We start from the raw sequence: 19,116 nt of genomic DNA on the forward strand, positions 1-19,116 counted from the left end.
GCTCCAGGTTCAGAATCATCTTCGGTGCGCCTGTCATAACTCCCAATCAGCATTGTGCCCCTTTCCCAGACGCATTGTCGAACTCAACCACGGCAAGATCGAAGCAGAAAGCACGTCAGGCAAAGGCACTGCCTTCACAATCCGCTTATCCGCACACCCCTCGGCCTGACCGCGGCCAAGCTAGGCGGGTTTGATTGCAGCCCGACCAAGCACCTTGCAGGTAAAACAGGAGGGAAGAGCGCAGTCAATGGCAGAGGTCTTTCTTGGAGGTGTAACCGACCCGTGTTATGGTCTTGGTTGCAGCGCTTCGTCAAGCTTCCTCAAGATTGTCGCCGACAAGTCTTCGGCACACGTATCGAGAACGGTCTGTCTGACCCCTTGCCAAGTAGCGAACGGCAAGAAGACCTTCTCGTTGAACTCGGTCAAAGGACCGTAATAAGGATTCAGACTCTCCAGATGTTCCGCGTTGACCAAGGGGATTACCATCGGCCTGACACGGAGCAGCTTAGACATCCCTAGGGCATAGACGTACTGTCTCAGAAGTTGATACACGTCTCGCCACCGCTCGATGCTGCTGAGCTCTCCAAAGCCACACTCGATGTACGTCCTAAACCTCTTCTCCGCGCCATTTCCTTGCGCCCGCCAAGGGGATAGCCTGCCGCTTACGTTGAGCTTACACTCTATGAAGGCAACTTCGTTTTCGGTTACGACAACCAGGTCGGGTTCAGTCATGGTCCCCCTGTGGCGGCCGTCGAAGGCTCGGATTAGGCAGCTCAGGTACTGCTGACATTCTGAACCTGATTCCACGTCACAGCCCCAGAATAGCACAGTTCTAACTACCGCCGATAGCCCGCAGGCTTTTTGAATCGCAACTAGCCCATCGGAGCCAGCCTTCTGAAGGGTCCGAAAGACGTTCCAGGTTAGTGCGTCCTCACTCCACGGCTGCGCCAGATACGCTCGGCCACCATACCCCGCCTTCCAGTGACTGGCATCAGAATAGCGGTCTCGCCAAGCCTTCTGAATGAGAACCGGATTGTCCTTGTCAATAATCAGGTTAGGCCTGTAGTCCAACCTCTGTATCTCCTGCCTTAGGTCGTTCATCATCCCCCACCACCTTCTGGTTGCCTGACATCTCGTGGAAAGGTTACTGGCTTTAGTTCCGTCACGGCGGGGCGTTAGCGCCGACCCGGTGTCTTTCTCCACACCTAACTTCTACTCCAATTCCGCCGCGGGTCAAGCAGAGAAAGGATTCCAGGGGTCGAGAGTCGGAGTGTAAGAAGAGGAAGGAAGCGGTCGAAGCAGACATCTGTCGACGACTGGCCATCATCTGCCAGCAAGTGGCAAGACACGAGCCCCTGTTGTCCTCTACCCTGAAATCTCGGCCTTGGCAACCGAATTTTCAACCCTGCTCTCATTTACGCCTGGCGTTCAGTGCTCCAGGTTCAGAATCATCTTCGGTGCGCCTGTCATAACTCCCAATCAGCATTGTGCCCCTTTCCCAGACGCATTGTCGAACTCAACCACGGCAAGATTGAGATAGAAAGCACCCCGGCCAAAGGCACCCTCTTTACCATCTTCCTGCCGGCATTTTCACCAGCCTGATGAAGCCAAGTTTTGTCTTTCTATACGTATCAAAAATCCCGGACAGCACGTCTAAGAAGTCCCTTACGGCAGAAGTGCAGGTTTAGTAGGAAGTTGAGTTTCTTGAAAGCTTTCTTGAGCTGGTTGCGCTGGCCGCGCCAGCCGTGGCCGTCCGTGACCCAGATGAATCCCATGCCGTACCTGGCCAACTCCTCTTGTCGCAGAATATAGGAATCTACTATTTCCTGCGGCTTCGAGCCGGTGCCGGTGTAGAAGTTTACCTCAATATTCACCATCCGGCCGCCACGTCTCACCAACAAGAAATCGGCTTTCCTGTCAGCTAGCGGGCTGGGTGGGTTAATGCCATGACTGTACTTGAGTGCGCCAAACTTTTTTTGGTACAGGACATCAACTGTGTCTGACCTCAGCGCATACACCAGCGGTTTGAGAGCAAGTTCCATGGCAGCGCCACCCCGGTTCTTGCGTGCGTGCGTATCCAACCCTACTTCAACGCCCATTGCGTAATCCTGAATGCTGCGACTGCTCAGTTCTTGGAAGAAACGAGCGAGCCCAGTTTTGGCAAAAAGAGATACAAAGGAAACTCGTTCGGCTCCGGTCAATCTTCGGGGGGTGAAGTCGTAGTATGCTATATCAGAGTCCTCGATCTGGAAATCCTCAATAACCTTGAGGTCAGTCCCACGCAGGGCCAGAAGAACAGGTATGGCAGAGATAACTTGGGGGTACTTAGTCAGTATGTCTTCAAGTTCGCGGTCAAAGTTCCTGCTGCCGATGAGACTGTTCAGTATGTTGAGTTCCACCTTGTGTGCTAGGACTTGACGTTCTACTTTGTCCCAGTCCACAAAGAAGCGGTGGTCGCGGTTTGTGTCGACCAGGGTATCTAGGAATAGCTGAAGTGCGGAGTCTAGATTCCTGATTCCAAGTGTGCCGGCATAAGCCTCCATCCTCATTTCACCACCGTCATAGTAGACTGTTGTCGGGGGTGCGGCTGATGCTTTGCGAATAGGCCGAACTCCTGCCTCATGTCTTCAAGCCGCTTGATGGCAACTTCAACATAGGACCGCTCCAGTTCAATTCCCAATCCTTTGCGGCCGAGTCGCCCGGCAGCCACCAGTGTCGTACCCGACCCAAGAAATGGATCAAGAACCAAATCACCTTCTCTGGTTGAAGCGAGGATTATGCGCTCCAGCAATGCCACAGGTTTCTGCGTCGGATGCTTTCCGCACTTCTTCTCGTCTGCCTTGGGCGGCAGGATGTTCCACACGTACTCGGATTCAGGAGGTGGAAACGTCCAAACACTTCTCACCTGCTTGCCGTTATTCAACGCTCTGAGCAGTTTGTAGTTGAAGTAGTGTCTGCTTTTCTCGTTCTTCGCAGCCCAGATGATAGTCTCGCTGGCATGGGTAAAATAGCGGCAAGAAAGATTGGGAGGCGGATTGGGTTTTACCCAGACAATATCATTCAGAAGCCTATATCCTAACTGCTGCATAGCGAAGCCGACAGAGTGGATTACATGAGCAGTGCCCGAAACCCATATGGTTCCATTCGATTTCAACGTGCGCTGGCAGCGTCCGAGCCACTCGAGGTTGAAGTTGTGGTTCGACTCGTGACCTTTGCTCTTGTCCCAGTCACCCTTGTTTACGGAGACCATCCTGCCGGCGTGGCAGGTGATGCCACCGTTGCTGAGGAAGTAGGGCGGGTCGGCGAAAATCATGTCAAAGACCCCCTCCGGGTAACGAACGGCAATTCGGTCAAGCATCGTGAGACAGTCGGCATGATACAGCCAGATGCCATGCTCTGGGTCAGCCCAGGCTAGCCTGATAGGCGACTCCACATCAACCCGGGCCCCGGTGTTCTGCGCTGTTTCCTTGGCCATGAATTCGCCGACTTTCTCCGATGAGAGGTCTATCCCGAAGGGGTTATCAGGCGTGACAGGAAATTCGGGGCGAGTTGTTCCACTTCTTGTCTTTGCCACGCAGTAATGTAGTAGGGCGAGCGGCTTGTGTCAAGCTGCTGACCGAGGAGGTATTCCACAAGTGGTGCGAAGAAGCGAGTACTGGAGCGAAGGTTCGAGTTTTGACAGCGTGCCACACCTGGGTTATTGTGCTACAGTACCTGAGGAGGCAAAATGAGAAGTACAGGAATAATGCTGTTTGTGCTTGTCGGCTTGACGCTGGGCCGGGTGATTCTGGTGCCGGATTCGGCCGCAACAATTCAGACCGGGCTCGGACTGGCCAGGTCCGGCGATACAGTGCTCGTGAAGCCTGGAGTCTATGCCGAGCAGATCGTCTGGCCTGCAACCGATGGGATCAAGTTGTATTCGACCGACGGGCCAGAATCAACCGTGGTTGACGGTCAGTACGCGGGTACGTGCCTGACGATGAGCTTTTCCGGCCTGACCCGAGAAACCGAGGTGAGGGGTTTTACTTTCAAGAACGGATACAGCGCAGGAGGTGGTGCGGCCGGGATTTCCTGTGCCGGCAGTGCGACCATCCGGGGCAACCGGGTGACGCGGTGCCGGGGCGTAGGTATGTACCTGTCCAGTTACTCGTCCGGTTTCAGTCCACTTGTCATCGGTAATGAGATTGACGGGTGTGTTAAGGAGATTGAGAATTGGAACTACGGCGCAGGGCTGTACATCAGCGCCGGGCCTGGTTCCTACCCGGAAATCTGCTATAACTATATCCACCACGACACCCTACGCAATAGTGCGCGTAACTACGGGGCCGGCGTGTTCTGCGATGCGGACGCGCTCATCTATCAGAATACGATTGCGGCCAATGTCGCGTGCTCAGATACCGGCACCGCCTGTCGGGCGTACGGTGGAGGCATATTCGTAGATTCGGACCAGCAGCCGGTCATCTTCAATAACCTTATCGTCAATAACCGGTGCGCGACCGATGCTTGGAAGTACGGTGCAGGTATCAGACTGTACCTACACTGCCGGCCGATAATCATCAATAACACCATTGTCGGGAACGTCTGCGAGGGGCCGCACATGTGGTCGAACGGTGGCGGTCTCTACTCGGACATGCGCTGCACCACGTATGTGAAGAACAACGTCTTTGCCAATAACCAGGCAACCTCAGGCTCAGCCATCTACAACTACACATCGAGCCAGAACGGCGAAGTTATCTCGCGGTACAACGACTACTATAACAATACACTTGTCGGCTGCTCGATGGGCCCGGGTGACATCACTCAAGACCCCTTGTTCGTTTCTGGTCGGCTCGGCGAGTACTATCTGTCGCAGACTGCGGCTGGCCAGCCGGTGCAGAGTCCGTGTGTGGATGCTGGGGACACGCTGGACATGAAGACGCCGTTGAATCTCGACTCGCTCTTGCGTTCGTGGACCACGCGGACTGACTCAGTACTTGATGTTGGAGTTCTGGATATGGGCTACCACTATCCGACGAATCCCATGGTCGGACAGGTAGAAAGAGGCCTGATGCCCTGCACTCTGCATCATGCGCTCGAGGTTTGTCCGAATCCTTTTCGCAGCCGGACCGCTATCCAGGTACCAGCGACCGCCGGTTGCCCAGAGCTGAGAATCTACTCTTCTGATGGCCGGCTGGTACGTTCGTTTTCGGTGCCCAACGTGGAGCGTCCAGCGTATGTCGCATTGTGGGACGGACTTGACAATTTGGGTCAGCCGGTGGCTGCGGGCGTGTACTATTGTTCTCTGGCTGATTCAGGTCATGGACCGGCACTGCCGGTATTGCGGCTCCGCTAGCGTTCGGTCCAATCTGGTCCGCTTGCCAGTTTCCTTCAGATGACCGGTGGTGACCGGCCGAGTGTCGGCCAAGCTCAGGTATCTTATCCTGGTGAAATCCGGGTCCAGCCTGTCATCGAGAAGTGGCCACGGCGTGCTTGGTGCGAATTGACAGAGGGCGCGCAGGCGGATATTGGCCGGGACTTGCCTGCTTAGCGGCCGACTCACAGCAAGGTTGATTCTGGTTCTCAATCCTTGTCTGAGTCGGAACTTGAACCTCAGCCTGTGTCGGCGTCTGACGTGTTGGCTGAGACCAGGTCTGAAGTTCCGGCTGAGTGTTCCTCTGAGTCTCAAGTTTAGCTCTGGTCTGAGGCGGGTTCTGAATAGCCGACTCAGTTTCCGATTCAGGTCAAGGCTGAGACCGGAGTTCACGTGTCAGGTCAAGTCGGAGCTCACGGTCCGGCAGAGTTTCCGTCTGAGCCCGGTCTTGAGACCCAGAGTCACTCCCGGGGTGACTGGGTGACCCCGGTATCCGATGGCGAGCCACATGCGTCTTTCACCCTAACCAATTATGGACCCAAAGGTTGCGGTTCTCGGGTCAGGACGATGTCACATTTGGATCGCGCTATGCATCTCATTTATTAGAGACAGGGGAATAAGGGCAGGGAGTAGGTTGCCGAGAACGTCTTGAGCTGCCAGTAACCGAAAGGAGGTGAGTAACATGGCAGATATGACACAGCGTATTGAGGCATGGGATCTGAAGTACGATACCGAGAGGGTGAAGGCGATACTTGACGCCAAGCGGCAACGCATGCTGGAGCACTACGTTGCAGCCACGGTCGAGGTGTGCGAGATGGAGGCGCAGACCAGGCAGGTGCTCAACCAGGCTGGCGTGCATACTGCCCTGTATGTGCCTTATCTCGATTATGCCAGGCAGTTGTATCGTCTCTCGCGCGTGCGTCAGGTTTCTGGAAACAGCTTTGCTCTTGCCGCACAGGTCCTGTTGGACAAGTGGGCGGCACGGGGTCTGAACCCGGAGGTGCTGGCGACCATCCGAACCCAGGTTTTCGACATAGCTGCACCGATACCGTAGGCTGATGGTTCAAGAGTTCCGGGTATAGATAGCCAGGTGCGGGTCAGACGTACCGGGATGGGTGGTACAAGCAGACCACCTAACTCATGCTGTTTCCTGTTATCTTGCTATCACCACCCTGCTGGGGGAAACCAAGTTTTTGGGGACGCCGCGTACAGGCCGACACATGAAGTAAACGCCCGGGGGAATGCTGGTTACGTCGTTATCGCCAGGCACGAGCGATACAACCCTGCGACCAATCGGATCAAGCAAATCCATCTCGGATTCTGTGTCCTTTGTTCTGCTTATTCGTAGCATTCCGCGCACTACGGACGGATTGAGTTTCATCACTCCGGGTCCAGCTTCGGCCCGCTCTTCGGCTCCCACCGGTGGCAGGCGCACCTCGACCGAGTCCATCGAAGGATGTCCCTTGATCGAATCGCCAAAACAGTAGCGGAAGTTCCAGTTGCTAGTATCACCCTGCAGGTAGCGCTCAAAATATGCGGTCATGTGTCGGCGAATAATAAGCTGATGCTGCTCACGCGTAATCTGAGAAGTTCCGCCGTTCTCCCAGAAATAGGAGTAGTCCATCACGTAGCCGTGATTTGCCCCACGGATGACTGCAAACGTACCTGGTGGTGGAGCTGAATCCCAGTACGCTTGCCGCACGTCGCGCCACGGCGCGGTATTATCCACCCCGCCGGCCAAAACCAACTTCGGCACGCGGATGTTTGCCGAACGAGTCGCCGGATCTGTCTGCGGACTGTGAATCGCAACTGCAGCCCGAAGCGTATCGGCCAAGCCAAAAAGGTCTGCGGCCAGCATCGAGAGCCCACCGCCCATCGAATGGCCGGCAAAACCCCAGTTCCAACGATCCAGTTTGCGATAGAAACGGTCGCCGACAATCGTGTCCCGGGCTGAAACCCAGCGGGCCGCGTCCACCATCAGCCGGGCTCGCTTGTCGTGCTCGGGATTGATGAGGGGGTTAGAAATCGTCGGCAGGCAGACGACATAGCCCCAGCTTGCAAGATGCTGGGCATAGGAATAGTACCGGTCAATACCCATCTGCCATCCATGCCCGAAAACAACGATTGGCGCAGGTACCGCACTCTGAGGAAACACGCCGGAAGAATCCGGATAGTAAATGCGCGAGCCGGACATTATCTCGGTAGTACCCGGGATGTCCTCAATACGATACGCGGTCGAAAACCGGCCCGCAGCACCGTAATTCGGAGTCTGGGCAAGAACAGATGAAACAGCCAGAATGAAAGATACGGCTGAAATGTGTTTCATAACTAATTAGACCTAATTACTTGCGTACTGTTTTCAAACTACACCCTCACCTTGCAACAATGACCTTGTTGACCAGCCGACCCTGAGCTTCTGGGGCGCTAACGAAATACACTCCCGGCACAAGCCGGCTAACGTCATTCGGACCGGGTATAAGTTCCATCATCTTCCGGCCAGTGGCGTCGAGCAACACGGGCTTGGGACGCAATCCCGACTCCTTGGCGGGAATCGGATTATGTCCCGCTCCGGCCAGCCACAGCACACCACGGACGATGGTCGGCACACAGCTCGACCTCTGCGCTTCTGCGTTCGCCTTTTCCGTAACCGCTCCAGCTGAACCGTACGCGAGTGTCAGGTAGTCCAGACCATTGGTATCATTGTCGGTTCGCCCGCCGACATACACCATCCCCTGACGGCTGAGGGTTATGACATAGGCTTCGGCCTCGTCAAAATCGCTGGCGAATCGCTCAACCCACTGCTGATTGCCAGCCGAGTCATATTTGACGGTTACGGCGCACCAGTACCCACTCAAGTTCACACCTTCACCGCACACATAGACATCGGCCTCCGCACCCAAGGCAATCCCCTTGGCTCGGTCGCGCTGGTGCGGTCCGATGAAACGGGCGACCCAGCGCTGTTCGCCGCTTGGCGAGTACTTGACGGTTACGTAGTTGGAACGATACGGGTCAAAAAGGGCGGTCCCAGTTACGTAGACATTGCCGGCGGCGTCAAGTGCGAGACCTGCGACATAGTCGGAGCGATTGCCCGGGCCGTTGTAGCGCCGGGTCCAGAGCGTATCGCCGGTCGGGCTGTACTTGACTATGAGATAGTCCCCAACGGTGAGCGTATCGAAGGCATAGCCGGCGACAATGACGTTGCCCTGACCGTCGGTTGCAATTTCCTCCCCATCTAACCATGTGCCCGCTGGTCCAGCATAGACATTAGCCCAGAGCGACTCGCCACTAGGTCCAACCTTCCAGGTCACGAGAGCACGGTCGACGCCGCCAAGTTCAGCATAGCCGGTCACATAGATGTTGTCTTGTCCGTCAACTGCGAGTGCCTGTGATAGGTCGTCGTAGCCACCGTCGTATCTAAACACCCAAACCTCGTTACCGTTCGGGTCGTACTTCACCACCACATAATCAAGGTCGTTTAGCCAGCCAGCCTGCCCGGTTACATAACTGTTGCCTGCCGAATCCACGGCAAGGCACGATGGCCGGTCACGGTCGCCAAGGTCATACACTGCCGTCCAGAGCAACTCGCCCGCTGCCGAGTACTTAATGGTCACCCAGTCGCCATATTCCGATGTAGAGCCGCCCAGATAGCCGGTGACGATGATGTTGCCTGCCCGGTCTACCGCCAGCGCAGTGGCTCCATCCAGCCCGGAACCAGGGTTAAAATGTCGGAGCCAAGCTGTGTCGCCGTTCGGGCGATACTTGATGGTTACGAACTCATCGTCATATCTACTGAGTCCGCTGAAACCGGATACTATGACGTTGCCCGAGTCATCCACGCCGATGGCGTGGATCTCATCGAAATCGTTATACGGTCCATTGTAGGTCCTGACCCAGAGCGGGTCGGCGAAGGCTAACCAGCCCAAAAAGCCAAAGATGCAGAGCAGAATCTGAAATCTCATCGCTCCTCCTATCTGGTCACAATAACCTTGAAGATCGGCGCATTACCATTGGCGACTGCCGAATGAACAAAGTAAACCCCCGGCGCAAGACGCGACACATCGTTCTCGCCCGGCGCAAGCTCCATTACCTTGCGGCCGGTAGCATCAAGCAGAACGGGTGATGTACCGTACGTAACGCCGGAAGCTTCGGGCAGGAGCAAAGTTCTGCGGGCGATGGTGGCTATCGGCTGGGAACTACTTGACGTCGGCCGTCGGCCTTCTTCAATCCCGTAGAACGGGTAGATGCCGGCCCAGATGCGCATCGTCTCGACCGGATAGCCGCGCAGCACATCAACAAAGCCGGAATAGACAACCATCACCTGATTTCCCGGCCCAAGCGCAACCGCGGGTGTCTGCTGACACTCAGGGCCGGCAAATACCGGAAAGGAATCAAGGACGGCACCCTGCGAGCTTATCCGGGCACCCCACAGGTCGGCATTTGAGTAGTTCTTGTTCTGCCAAACCACGAAATAGCTGGTTCCGTCAAAGACCATCTGCAGCGGGTCTTCGTAGTTATCCGGACACCAGCCCAATGGAATGCCTGCGGTGTCAAGGACGATTCCCGCTTGCGAAACCCGGGCGTAGTAGTAATAAGGGCGGTATGGTGTATCGCGCTCGTCCTGCCAGGCGACAAGCCAGTTGGTCCCGTCGAATGCTACCGATGGCGCGCTTTGACTCCTTGGCGCCGTGGAAATCGGAATACCGGCAGAGTCAAGAACCGTGCCATCAGGAGCAATCCTTGCGCCGTAGATGTCGTAGGCAGTGTTGCTACGAAACTCGCTCCAGACCGCCAGATAGTTTGTGGCTCCAAACGCAAGTGCGGGCATATCCTGCTCCTGAGGCGTCATTGATACAGGGATCGGCACACTGTCCCGCGGCACACCGTCCGGCCCGATGCGCGAACCAACGATGTTCCATTCCTGGCCCGGATATTTCATTGCGGCCACCACCAGCCAGTTGGTGCCATCAAACGCTACTGCCGGTGGTTGGGCGTCATAACCCCATAGGCGAGTATTAATTCCCAAAGTATCAAGAACAGCTCCCTGCGGTGTAATCCGCGTTCCTGATATTTCATAGTAACCGCCCGAGCGCTCGGCCCAGCATACCAGATGGCTGCTATTGCCGAATGCGACACACGGCGGACCAAGCGACAAATAATGTTCGGCAACCCGGAACCCGCCTGGGTCAAGAACCGCACCGGTCGGACTCACCCGCGCGCCATACACACTCCACCAGCCTTCCCAACGGCGGTCGTCTCTCCAGACAACAAGGTAGTTGCCACCGCCAAAGGAAACGGCCGGCTCCCGCTGTTCATAATCATGCAACTCGCCACAGACAGGCACGTCCACAGTGTCCAGCAACTGACCAGCGGAACTTAGCCGATTGCAGAAAATGTCCGGGTTGTCGGTGTTTCTGTAATCCTGCCAGGCGACAAGCAGGTTTGAGTTACCCGGTGCAATCGCCGGCCAGCACTGCTCCTCGTACGCCTGCGTAACAACCAAGCCCTCGGGGTCAAGCACCGTGCCGGAAGCCGTAACCCGGGAACATAGAAGGTCACACTCCTCGCCGCCAGTTATGCTGTCGTCTTCCCAGACGACAATGTACTGACTTCCGGTATAAGCCACACACGGATCGCCAGCCCAGAAATTCGGCGAAGGATGAATAGGCAGGCCCGCAGGATCGAGCACCGCACCGGCGCTGGAAACACGCGCACTATAGACGTCACCACTTCCATTCCGCTCGTCGCCCCAGACGATGAGATAGTTGGTACCGTCCGAGGCAAGCTTCGGCCGTTCCTGTGTCTCGGCCGCGCGTGAGACTGCGATACCTGAGGGATCGAGCACAACCCCCGCAGCCGTGACCCGGCAGGCGTAGACATCATCCCCGGTCGTTGCCTCGTTTCGCAAATCCTGCCAGGTAACGAGATAGCCGGTACCGCTCGACGCCACGCTGGGCCGCAGCTGAGGTTTTGCCGCAACCGCAACTGGGATGCCGGCGGTGTCAAGTACCTGGCCGCTGCCGGAAACCCGGGTACCATAGACATCCTCGTCGTTACCCGAATTCCGCTTGTCCTGCCACACCACGAAGAACTCCGAACCCAAGCTTGCAACAGCAGGATTCTCATCGGTCTGCTCTGACAACGAAATTCTGAACCCGTCCGGGTCCAGCACCACGCCCGCAGGACTCACCCGCGCCCCGTAGATGTCATAGGAGCGGTTGCGGGCATCCTGCCAGACCACCAGAAAGCAGGTACCATTGAACGCTACCCCTGGTCTGTAGCGATTATCTTCATCATCGGCGATGAGAATATTTGCGGAGTCAAGCAAGACTCCAGCAGCGCTGACCCGCGCTCCCCAGATTGCCTTACGCTCCCCGCGCTCGTCCTGCCAGACCACCAGCCAGTTATTACCATCAAAAGCCGCTGCCGGCAATTCCTGATTCTCCTGAGGCCGCACATAAGCAAGCCCAGAATCAAGCAACACCGGCGGAGCAGGAATACTCGCCAGCCCGACATCTGGCATAAACGCAAGCACGGATATGACAAGCAGAATCACGTTTTTCATGGGCTTCTCCTTCTATCTTGCCACGATTATCTTACACACCCCTTGGCCCCGAGTTTTCGACTGGTTTGCCTGCTGCAAGAAGTACACGCCCGGGGCAAGATGCCGGATGTCGTTCGGCCCGGGCGCAAGCTCCATCATCTTTCGACCGCTGATGTCGAGGAGGACAGTTGACGCGCCCCGCTCATCACTATAGCCTTCAGGCAGCAACAGTACCCCCCGCACCATGCTCGCCGCCACTTGACGGACCGAAGCCTGCGTCCGTGGCTGCGCGATTCCGGTTCGATACGGCCGGTAAAGTCCGGTGCGACACATATCGAACTGATACGTCGGCCATTCCCACACCGCGCGCGAGAAAGGCACTCCGGCTTCGTACACGGTCACGCTCATCACCGTCGAGTTGTCGCTGACGACAACGATGTCCAGCGAGTCGTCGCCGTCAATGTCAGCCACGGTTGCGCCGTTCAGATAGGTGAATCCGGTCGGCCGCAAGGGCCACCCTGAAACTGCGCTGCCGTCATGATGCACCGCGTACATGTAGCCCTTCCCCTCGTACATCACGTTGCTTGAGAATATCACTTCCATATCACCGTCGCCATCAATGTCTGCAACCGCAATATTGCCCTCGGCCGCATCGCCGTTGGGCTGAACCACTGGAAACCCGGGCAGGACCGAACCCGTGGAGCTGAAACCGTACAGGACCGCGGCCGCTCCGCCCATGATTCCGGTCTGTCCGCACAGAACCTTCAGGTCCTGATTCCGATACAGGTCGCACGCGGTTGGCGGGCAGTAGGTCCAGCGCGGAAACCTGTAGGGCCAGCCGGCAAGGATGGTGCCGTCGTGCCGAAATACATAGGTGCCGCTGCCGTCACGATGCTCGGCGACCACGATTTCAAGCGTGTCGTCACCATCCAGGTCAGCAAGCGCCGGTGACTGGTAGGAAAAATACCCGCCGTTGGGATTGGTCTGTGGCCATCCTGCACGCAAACGGCCGTCAGGCTCAAAGACGTAGAGCGAATTGTACGAGGCGTAAACAATTTCCGGCTTGCCGTCCAGGTCCAAGTCGCCGACCGCCGCGCCCATTGCCGGTACATGGTCGAGCGAGCAGGGCCACGCGCCGGGATACTCGGTACCACGGTGAGTGAGAACATGGAGGTGCCCGATCGGATAGTTCCGCTCGCCAACGATTATTTCAAGTGTGTCGTCGCCGTTGAGGTCAGCCAGAGTTGGGCTGTCCGAGAAGTTGCCGCCGACAAGCCCGGTGAAAGGCCAGCCTGGCTTGGGCGTACCGCCTTCGGTGAACACACACACCGCGCCGCCACTTGTCATGCCCCGCGTGCACACCGCCACCTCGTATTCACCGTCAAGGTCAATGTCCGCGACTGCGGCGGCATACTGACCCATTCCCGGCAAGGTGCGTGGCCAGCCGGGGTAGTATGTCCCGTCGTACTTCCAGACGTGCAGTTGCCCTGCGGTCGAGGGCATTATGACTTCGAGTCTCCCGTCGCCGTCAAAGTCGGCCAAGGCAATACCACGGCTGGGCGCGAAGTTAGCCGAAGTACTTGTCTCCTTGGGCCAACCGGGCATTATCGGCAGCTCGGGCATTGGGTGACAGGACGCGGTAAGTCCGGTTCCACGTACTGTGACAAGCCCTGGGACCGAATCCGCTGGCCCGGTTGTGGTAATAATTTCTAATAGCTCATCCGCAGACGTTGCACCCAGCAGACAAGCTACAATCAGCATCGTAACCTGCTTCATCTTGGCCTCCTTGCTTGGTTACCCGGCGCTTTGGTTCGAACGGTCTGCTTTTGTAAGCTGCGCCCCAGATACGACACCGCTAAGACCGATGCAACGCACAGCTGGTCCAAGCAGGCCGTTCTCGCCTTGCCGCCTTATTCTAAATGCTGTCTCGGTGTCTGTAAAGTGTCGGCACCGGGCAGAACCCGATGCCGACACCAGGAGGCTGACGCGTGCCTAGGGCGCAAAGAGCAGCGTGATTGTAACCTCGGTCCTCTCACCCTCCAATAGCGAATTCGGGAAACTGACCGACCTGAACGCTTCTTTCACTGCCTTGCCGATTTCGTCGGTCAGGTCGTTCCTGACAAGTCGAAGCTCGGCCACCGTGCCGTCCGACTTGACCGTGAACCTGAGCCTTATGCTGCCGCCAAGCTTGGGGTTTCCGGCAAGCGCCTGCGAGTATGCGTTCTGAATCGAGTGGAGGTACCCGCCGAGAATCCGTTTGACACTCGCCTCGGAGATACCTTCTCCGGTCTTGACCTCGCCGATTGCAACCGTCCCTTTGAGCAAGCCGGAGTACCCGGCCAGACCGTGGTCTTCATCCACGGCACGGCATTCGGCCTCGCATACGGTCTGGGCATTCGACCTTGGTGCAGGACAGGCAAGTCTCTTCATTGTCCGGCCGCCGCCCAGACCCGTTGCGCCATACCACCCGGCTCCCGACGCGTCGCCGACCGCGTAGTCCGAGACCCCCTCGGGCAGAGGCAGCGGCTGCTCGACCACTTCAGACCTGCCGTCCTTGTTCCGAACCCGGGAGTCAATCGCCACGAACGAGGTGTACTGGGTCAAGAGGCTGTACTTCAGACCAAGCCTTGTGATTTCCTTTACCCGCTTGTCGTCCTCGGCAAGCTGGTTGTAGTCCCCAAGCAGTTGAATCCGGTGCCGGGCCCAGAGAAAGCGTAGTCCGGAGTTGGCTTCATCCGCACTGTACTGGGCAAGGTTCACTAACTGGTAGAACGGTCCGGATGCGGTCTGGCCTCTGACAACGACCGAACCCGCGGCTCTGCCCCGGTACTTGCCGAAGATGATTATCGGCCGGTCTGCAAGAACATCCGGTATCGTCTGCGGCTCAACATCATACGTCTGCAACCCCTGGTACTCGACACTGATGTCGGTCAGCACCGGCCTTTCGATATACTTGCGGAACTTCTCGGCCTGGGCCTGGGCTGCCTTCTCTTCCTCGACCACAAATGGCTCGCCCATTCCGACCCGTGCCATGCCTTCGATGATGAAACGGTTCACGCTCGAACCGATGCCGAACACGAACATATTGGCCTTGCCCAGGTTCTTGCGTATAAGGTCGAACGCCTCGGTTTCCACCGTCACGTACCCATCGGTCGCAATAACTACCGTCCGCGAAGTTCCCTCGGCCTTGGGCAACGAGAGTGCCCGTTTGAGCGCGGGCAGGAGTTCGGTCCCGCCGCTGCCCCGCTGCTCGTCAATGACCTTGAGCGCCCGACTGATGTTCTGCTGGGTCGCGGGCAGCGGCTCCTCGGACAGCACCGCGTTGTCTCCGGAGAAGAGCAGCACATTGAAATAATCGGTCTCGCGCACTCCGGTCAGGAGATTCCGTAGCAGTGTCTTTGACACGTCGAGCGGAAAACCGTACATCGAACCGGACACGTCCACGATGAACACGTATTCCCTGGGTGGAATCTGCGCCTCCTCGACTCGCTTCGGCGGCTGGACCATCAGGAGGAAGAAGTTCTCGTCCTTACCCTGGGACAGCAGCATCCCGGACTGAACCTTGCCCCCGGCCAGCCTGTAGCGCAGGACGAAATCCCGGTTCCCACCCTGCTTCTCCGAGGCGTCGAGCGAGATTCTCGCGGATGACAGACCGTTGTACCTCACGTTAGTCTTGTGTGTCGCACAGACAACCTCGGCAATCGGCATCCCGGCCTCAAGGTTCACGCTCATCCCGAATGTGTACATGGGCTTCTCGCCCTCGTGCTGGTACGGGCTCTTTATCCACGACTCAGACGGCTTGGCCTGCTTCTCTGAGACGTTCGAGTAGCGCGGCCCGACCACGGTCGGGTACACGAACTCGTACACGCCCTCCTCCGGCACCAGAAGCTCGGTGTAGGACATCTCTACCCGGATGAAGTCTCCGGGCATGATGTTGCCCACGCTCATCTGGAACACATTCGGCCGCTCCTGTTCCAGAAGCGAAGCGGTCTTCCCTTGCTTGACTGCATTCACGTAGTCCTGTCGCGCCTTCTCCCGCTCGTTTATCTTCGCGGTAATCGTCCGGTCCCCGATTGTCATCTTCATCGCATACACCGCGGCCCTAGTCGATGCCGGAAACACGTATATTGCCTCGATTGGCTTCTTGCCCTCGTTCTTGTACACCTGGGTGACCCGGACGTCGGCGATTACGCCCGCGATGTCAACCTCGGCCGAGGTCGAAAGCAAAGGCAGCCTGTCAATAGCAGGGTCGTCGCTCTGGACCCAGAAATACGGCGATAGTGTCCTGTCTTCGGACTTGTCCTTATCATAATCATACCCGGCTGATAACGAAACCGCTGCGGTCAGAAGTGAGAACAGGACCGCTTTCCACATACAATACCTCCGGTTAGTCACTATCTTGATATACCAGATCGGCTTCTGCCCTATTCCCCAGCCTGGTGCTTGGGCCTGGCCGCGGGAATCCGTGCCCCCGGCTCCGGGTCTAAATGGATACGGCCACCGAACAAAGGAGTAAAAGTGAACCAGAGATTGATGCTTCTAACCGTGTCCGTACTGCTCGCAACTTCTCCGGCTTCTGCCTCTTTCCTGAACGACCCTGAAAACCGGTTCGAGGTCAGGGTCGGAACCGAGATGGGTTTCATCGGCGTAACCCGGCACACAATCCAGTTCGGCCGGAACGCCACGAAGTTCGACTATGTCAGAGAAGGCGGCCAGAACATCCTGTTTCCTTTCCGCCGGATGTCCGCCGAGCTGCACCTCAAACCCCGCCATACCATCACCTTCCTTGCTCAACCGCTTGACGTGCGCACCGAGACCTATCTTGAAAACCCGCTCGTGGTTGACACCGACACGTTTCCGGCCGGCACGCCAATGGACCTGCGCTACGGCTTTGACTTCTACCGCGTTAGCTGGCAGTACGACCTGTGGCCAGAGCCTGAGCGCGAACTGGCGTTCGGTGCGTCGCTCCAGGTCCGCGACGCCTCCATCAGTTTCTCTTCCAAGGACGGCTCCCGCTCGCGCGTGTACCAGGACGTTGGACCGGTGCTAATCCTGCGTTTCCGCACCAGGGTCCCGGTCGGCGAACGCGGCTGGTTCGGCTCAGAGATTGACGGGTTCTATGCCCAGGGCAAAGTAATCACGGGCAGCACCAATATTGAGCCATCGTTCCGGGGAGCGATACTCGATGCCTCACTCCGCTACGGACTTTCGCTGAATGAATCCGTGGACGGCTTCATCAATGCCCGGTACCTGGGCGGCGGCGCGTCCGGCCAGCAGAAGGTTCCAGAAAACCGTGGTGACGGTTACACCGACAATTGGCTCGGCACCCTCTCGCTTGCCGTCGGCTTCTACCTCAGGTAAGCAGGTTCCGACAATAATGCGCGGGGTGGGCTTAGTGCCCACCCCTGAGTCTTTCCGAGCTTCGGCAGTTAGTGCTGAATAACTATCCTTCTGGCGGACTGCACCCAATCCTGGTTCTCCCGCACGAAATACACGCCAGGAGCGAGGTGGGAGACGTCGTTGGCGCCGGGCTTCAGATGTAATACGTTACGGCCTGAGGCGTCGAGTAGGGCGATGTCAGATTGGAGCTTGTCGGTGCCAAGTGGCAGACTGAGGATGTTGCGGATGATGGTCGGGCCGAGGGCCGGTGTCCGAACTTCTGCGCGCGGCAGTTCGGCAAACCCCGTCAATGGGTCAAACTTGCCCCAGATGCGCGGAGTGTTATAGGTTCTGCCGCCAACTGTCCCGGCCCAGCCACTGTACACAAGGAGCAGTTGACTGCCACGGCCGCGCGCCACGGCCGGATAGAACTGTCCGCCTTCCTGCCTCACCACCGGACCTTCGTCAAACACGGTACCGGCAGGACTGACCCGCGCACCGTAGATGTCATAGCCGCCGCCACTGCGGTTGTCCTGCCACACCACGAGGAAGTTGGCACCGTCAAAGGCAAGGACAGGAAACTCCTGCAACTCTGCCGCGGTTGATACTGGGAAGCCCTGAGGGTCGAGGACATTCCCGCCAGAACTGACCCGCGCACCGTAGATGTCGTAGCCGCCGCCACCGCGGTTGTCCTGCCACACCACGAGGAAGTTGGCGCCGCCAAAGGCAAGGGCAGGAGACAACTGGTCGTATGCCGCGGTTGAAATGGGGATACCTTGAGGATCGATAATAGTTCCGCCAGAAGAAACGCGCGCACCGTAGATGTCATCGTCGCCGCCGCTGCGGTCGTCTGCCCAGACCACAAGGAAATCCCTGCCGTCAAAAGCAAGGGCAGGAGCGGACTGCGAGTTTGCCGCGGTTGAAATGGCGATGCCCGCAGGGTCAAGCACAGCACCGGCAGAAGTGACCCGCGCACCGTAGATGTCATAGCCACCGCTGCGCTCATCTCTCCAGACCACAAGGAAGTTGCCGCCAAAGGCAAGGGCAGGAGCAGACTGCGAGTTTGCCGCGGTTGAGATGGCGATGCCCGCAGGGTCAAGCACAGTGCCGCTAGGAGTGACGCGCGCACCGTAGATATCCCAGTTACTGCCGCTGCGGTTGTCCTGCCACACTACGAGGAAGTTGGTGCCGTCAAAGGCAAGGGCAGGAGCCTGCTGGCCGTATGCCGCGGTTGAGATGGCGATGCCCGCAGGGTCAAGCACAGTGCCGCTAGGAGTGACGTGCGCACCATAGATGTCATAGCCGCTGCCGCTGCGGTCGTCCTGCCACACCACGAGGAAGTTGGTGCCGCTGAAGGCAAGGACAGGATAAAACTGCCAGTCTGCTGCGGTCGAGATGGCGAAGCCCTGGGGATCGAGAACCGTGCCGGCGGGAGTGACGCGCGCACCATAGATGTCATAGTCGTTGCCGCTACGCAAGTCAAACCAGACCACGAGGAAGTTGGCACCGTCAAAGGCAAGGGCAGGAACGTGCTGGCCGTTTGCCGCGGTTGAGATGGGGATACCCTGAGGGTCGAGGACAGTGCCGCCAGAAGAAACGCGCGCACCGTAGATGTCATCGTCGCCGCCGCTACGAGCATCTGTCCAGACCACGAGGAAGTTGGCGCCGCCAAAGGCAAGGGAAGGCGTTCTTTGGTTATCTGCTGCGGTCGAGATGGCGATGCCCGCAGGGTCAAGCACAGTGCCGCCAGGAGTGACGCGCGCACCATAGATGTCAGATTCTCTGCCGCCACGGTAGTCCTGCCAGACCACGAGGAAGTTGGCGCCGCCAAAGGCAAGGGCAGAAA

General features: G+C 57.7%; 12 protein-coding genes. 3 read left to right on the forward strand and 9 right to left on the reverse strand.

Annotated features, from left to right (window positions below; translation table 11 throughout):
* Positions 1–285: 285 nt before the first annotated feature.
* The 3 genes from ABIL25_06830 to ABIL25_06840 all read right to left on the reverse strand — a co-directional run bounded on the left by ABIL25_06830 (position 286) and on the right by ABIL25_06840 (position 3,574).
* A complete protein-coding gene (locus tag ABIL25_06830; protein MEO0081988.1) occupies positions 286–1,203 on the reverse strand; it encodes a hypothetical protein in 918 nt (305 codons plus the stop codon).
* A gap of 428 nt (positions 1,204–1,631) precedes the next feature.
* The gene (locus ABIL25_06835; GenBank protein ID MEO0081989.1) at positions 1,632–2,549 is read right to left on the reverse strand and encodes a type II restriction endonuclease; all 918 of its coding nucleotides are present in this window, start codon (positions 2,547–2,549) and stop codon (positions 1,632–1,634) included.
* On the reverse strand, positions 2,546–3,574 hold the full coding sequence (locus ABIL25_06840; protein MEO0081990.1) for a site-specific DNA-methyltransferase: 1,029 nt from the start codon (positions 3,572–3,574) through the stop codon (positions 2,546–2,548). Before ABIL25_06840 ends, ABIL25_06835 begins: the two co-directional genes overlap by 4 nt.
* A gap of 153 nt (positions 3,575–3,727) precedes the next feature.
* Here ABIL25_06840 and ABIL25_06845 point away from each other — a divergent pair, with 153 nt between their 5' ends.
* A complete protein-coding gene (locus tag ABIL25_06845; GenBank protein ID MEO0081991.1) occupies positions 3,728–5,332 on the forward strand; it encodes a right-handed parallel beta-helix repeat-containing protein in 1,605 nt (534 codons plus the stop codon).
* A gap of 700 nt (positions 5,333–6,032) precedes the next feature.
* Positions 6,033–6,404, forward strand: coding sequence for a hypothetical protein (locus tag ABIL25_06850; protein ID MEO0081992.1), 372 nt, complete (start codon positions 6,033–6,035; stop codon positions 6,402–6,404).
* A gap of 99 nt (positions 6,405–6,503) precedes the next feature.
* Here ABIL25_06850 and ABIL25_06855 read toward each other — a convergent pair whose 3' ends face one another.
* The 5 genes from ABIL25_06855 to ABIL25_06875 all read right to left on the reverse strand — a co-directional run bounded on the left by ABIL25_06855 (position 6,504) and on the right by ABIL25_06875 (position 16,265).
* Entirely contained in the window at positions 6,504–7,676 is a 1,173-nt protein-coding gene (locus tag ABIL25_06855; GenBank protein ID MEO0081993.1) for a dienelactone hydrolase family protein, read from the reverse strand.
* Between the two features lie 46 nt (positions 7,677–7,722).
* A complete protein-coding gene (locus tag ABIL25_06860; GenBank protein ID MEO0081994.1) occupies positions 7,723–9,309 on the reverse strand; it encodes an SBBP repeat-containing protein in 1,587 nt (528 codons plus the stop codon).
* Positions 9,310–9,317: 8 nt separating this feature from the next.
* Positions 9,318–11,912: a hypothetical protein gene (locus ABIL25_06865; protein ID MEO0081995.1), complete on the reverse strand. Its 2,595-nt coding sequence runs from the start codon at positions 11,910–11,912 to the stop codon at positions 9,318–9,320.
* Positions 11,913–11,924: 12 nt separating this feature from the next.
* A complete protein-coding gene (locus ABIL25_06870; protein ID MEO0081996.1) occupies positions 11,925–13,667 on the reverse strand; it encodes a VCBS repeat-containing protein in 1,743 nt (580 codons plus the stop codon).
* Positions 13,668–13,883: 216 nt separating this feature from the next.
* Positions 13,884–16,265: a VIT domain-containing protein gene (locus tag ABIL25_06875; GenBank protein ID MEO0081997.1), complete on the reverse strand. Its 2,382-nt coding sequence runs from the start codon at positions 16,263–16,265 to the stop codon at positions 13,884–13,886.
* Between the two features lie 144 nt (positions 16,266–16,409).
* Between ABIL25_06875 and ABIL25_06880 the strand changes: the two genes are divergently transcribed.
* Positions 16,410–17,252, forward strand: a complete 843-nt coding sequence (locus ABIL25_06880) for a hypothetical protein (GenBank protein MEO0081998.1) — start codon at positions 16,410–16,412, stop codon at positions 17,250–17,252.
* A gap of 68 nt (positions 17,253–17,320) precedes the next feature.
* Here ABIL25_06880 and ABIL25_06885 read toward each other — a convergent pair.
* On the reverse strand, positions 17,321–19,116 hold a 1,796-nt coding region (locus ABIL25_06885; protein ID MEO0081999.1), incomplete at its 5' end, for a hypothetical protein.

Source organism: candidate division WOR-3 bacterium, from assembly GCA_039801365.1.
Lineage (GTDB): Bacteria > Hydrothermota > Tepidihabitantia > Tepidihabitantales > Tepidihabitantaceae > JBDRUN01.

Bases quoted from the DNA above. Each gene is read 5' to 3' on its own strand.
- ABIL25_06835 (MEO0081989.1), bottom strand. From the start codon at position 2,549: ATGAGGATGGAGGCTTATGCCGGCACACTTGGAATCAGGAATCTAGAC.
- ABIL25_06845 (MEO0081991.1), top strand. From the start codon at position 3,728: ATGAGAAGTACAGGAATAATGCTGTTTGTGCTTGTCGGCTTGACGCTG.
- ABIL25_06850 (MEO0081992.1), top strand. From the start codon at position 6,033: ATGGCAGATATGACACAGCGTATTGAGGCATGGGATCTGAAGTACGAT.
- ABIL25_06855 (MEO0081993.1), bottom strand. From the start codon at position 7,676: ATGAAACACATTTCAGCCGTATCTTTCATTCTGGCTGTTTCATCTGTT.
- ABIL25_06860 (MEO0081994.1), bottom strand. From the start codon at position 9,309: ATGAGATTTCAGATTCTGCTCTGCATCTTTGGCTTTTTGGGCTGGTTA.
- ABIL25_06865 (MEO0081995.1), bottom strand. From the start codon at position 11,912: ATGAAAAACGTGATTCTGCTTGTCATATCCGTGCTTGCGTTTATGCCA.
- ABIL25_06870 (MEO0081996.1), bottom strand. From the start codon at position 13,667: ATGAAGCAGGTTACGATGCTGATTGTAGCTTGTCTGCTGGGTGCAACG.
- ABIL25_06875 (MEO0081997.1), bottom strand. From the start codon at position 16,265: ATGTGGAAAGCGGTCCTGTTCTCACTTCTGACCGCAGCGGTTTCGTTA.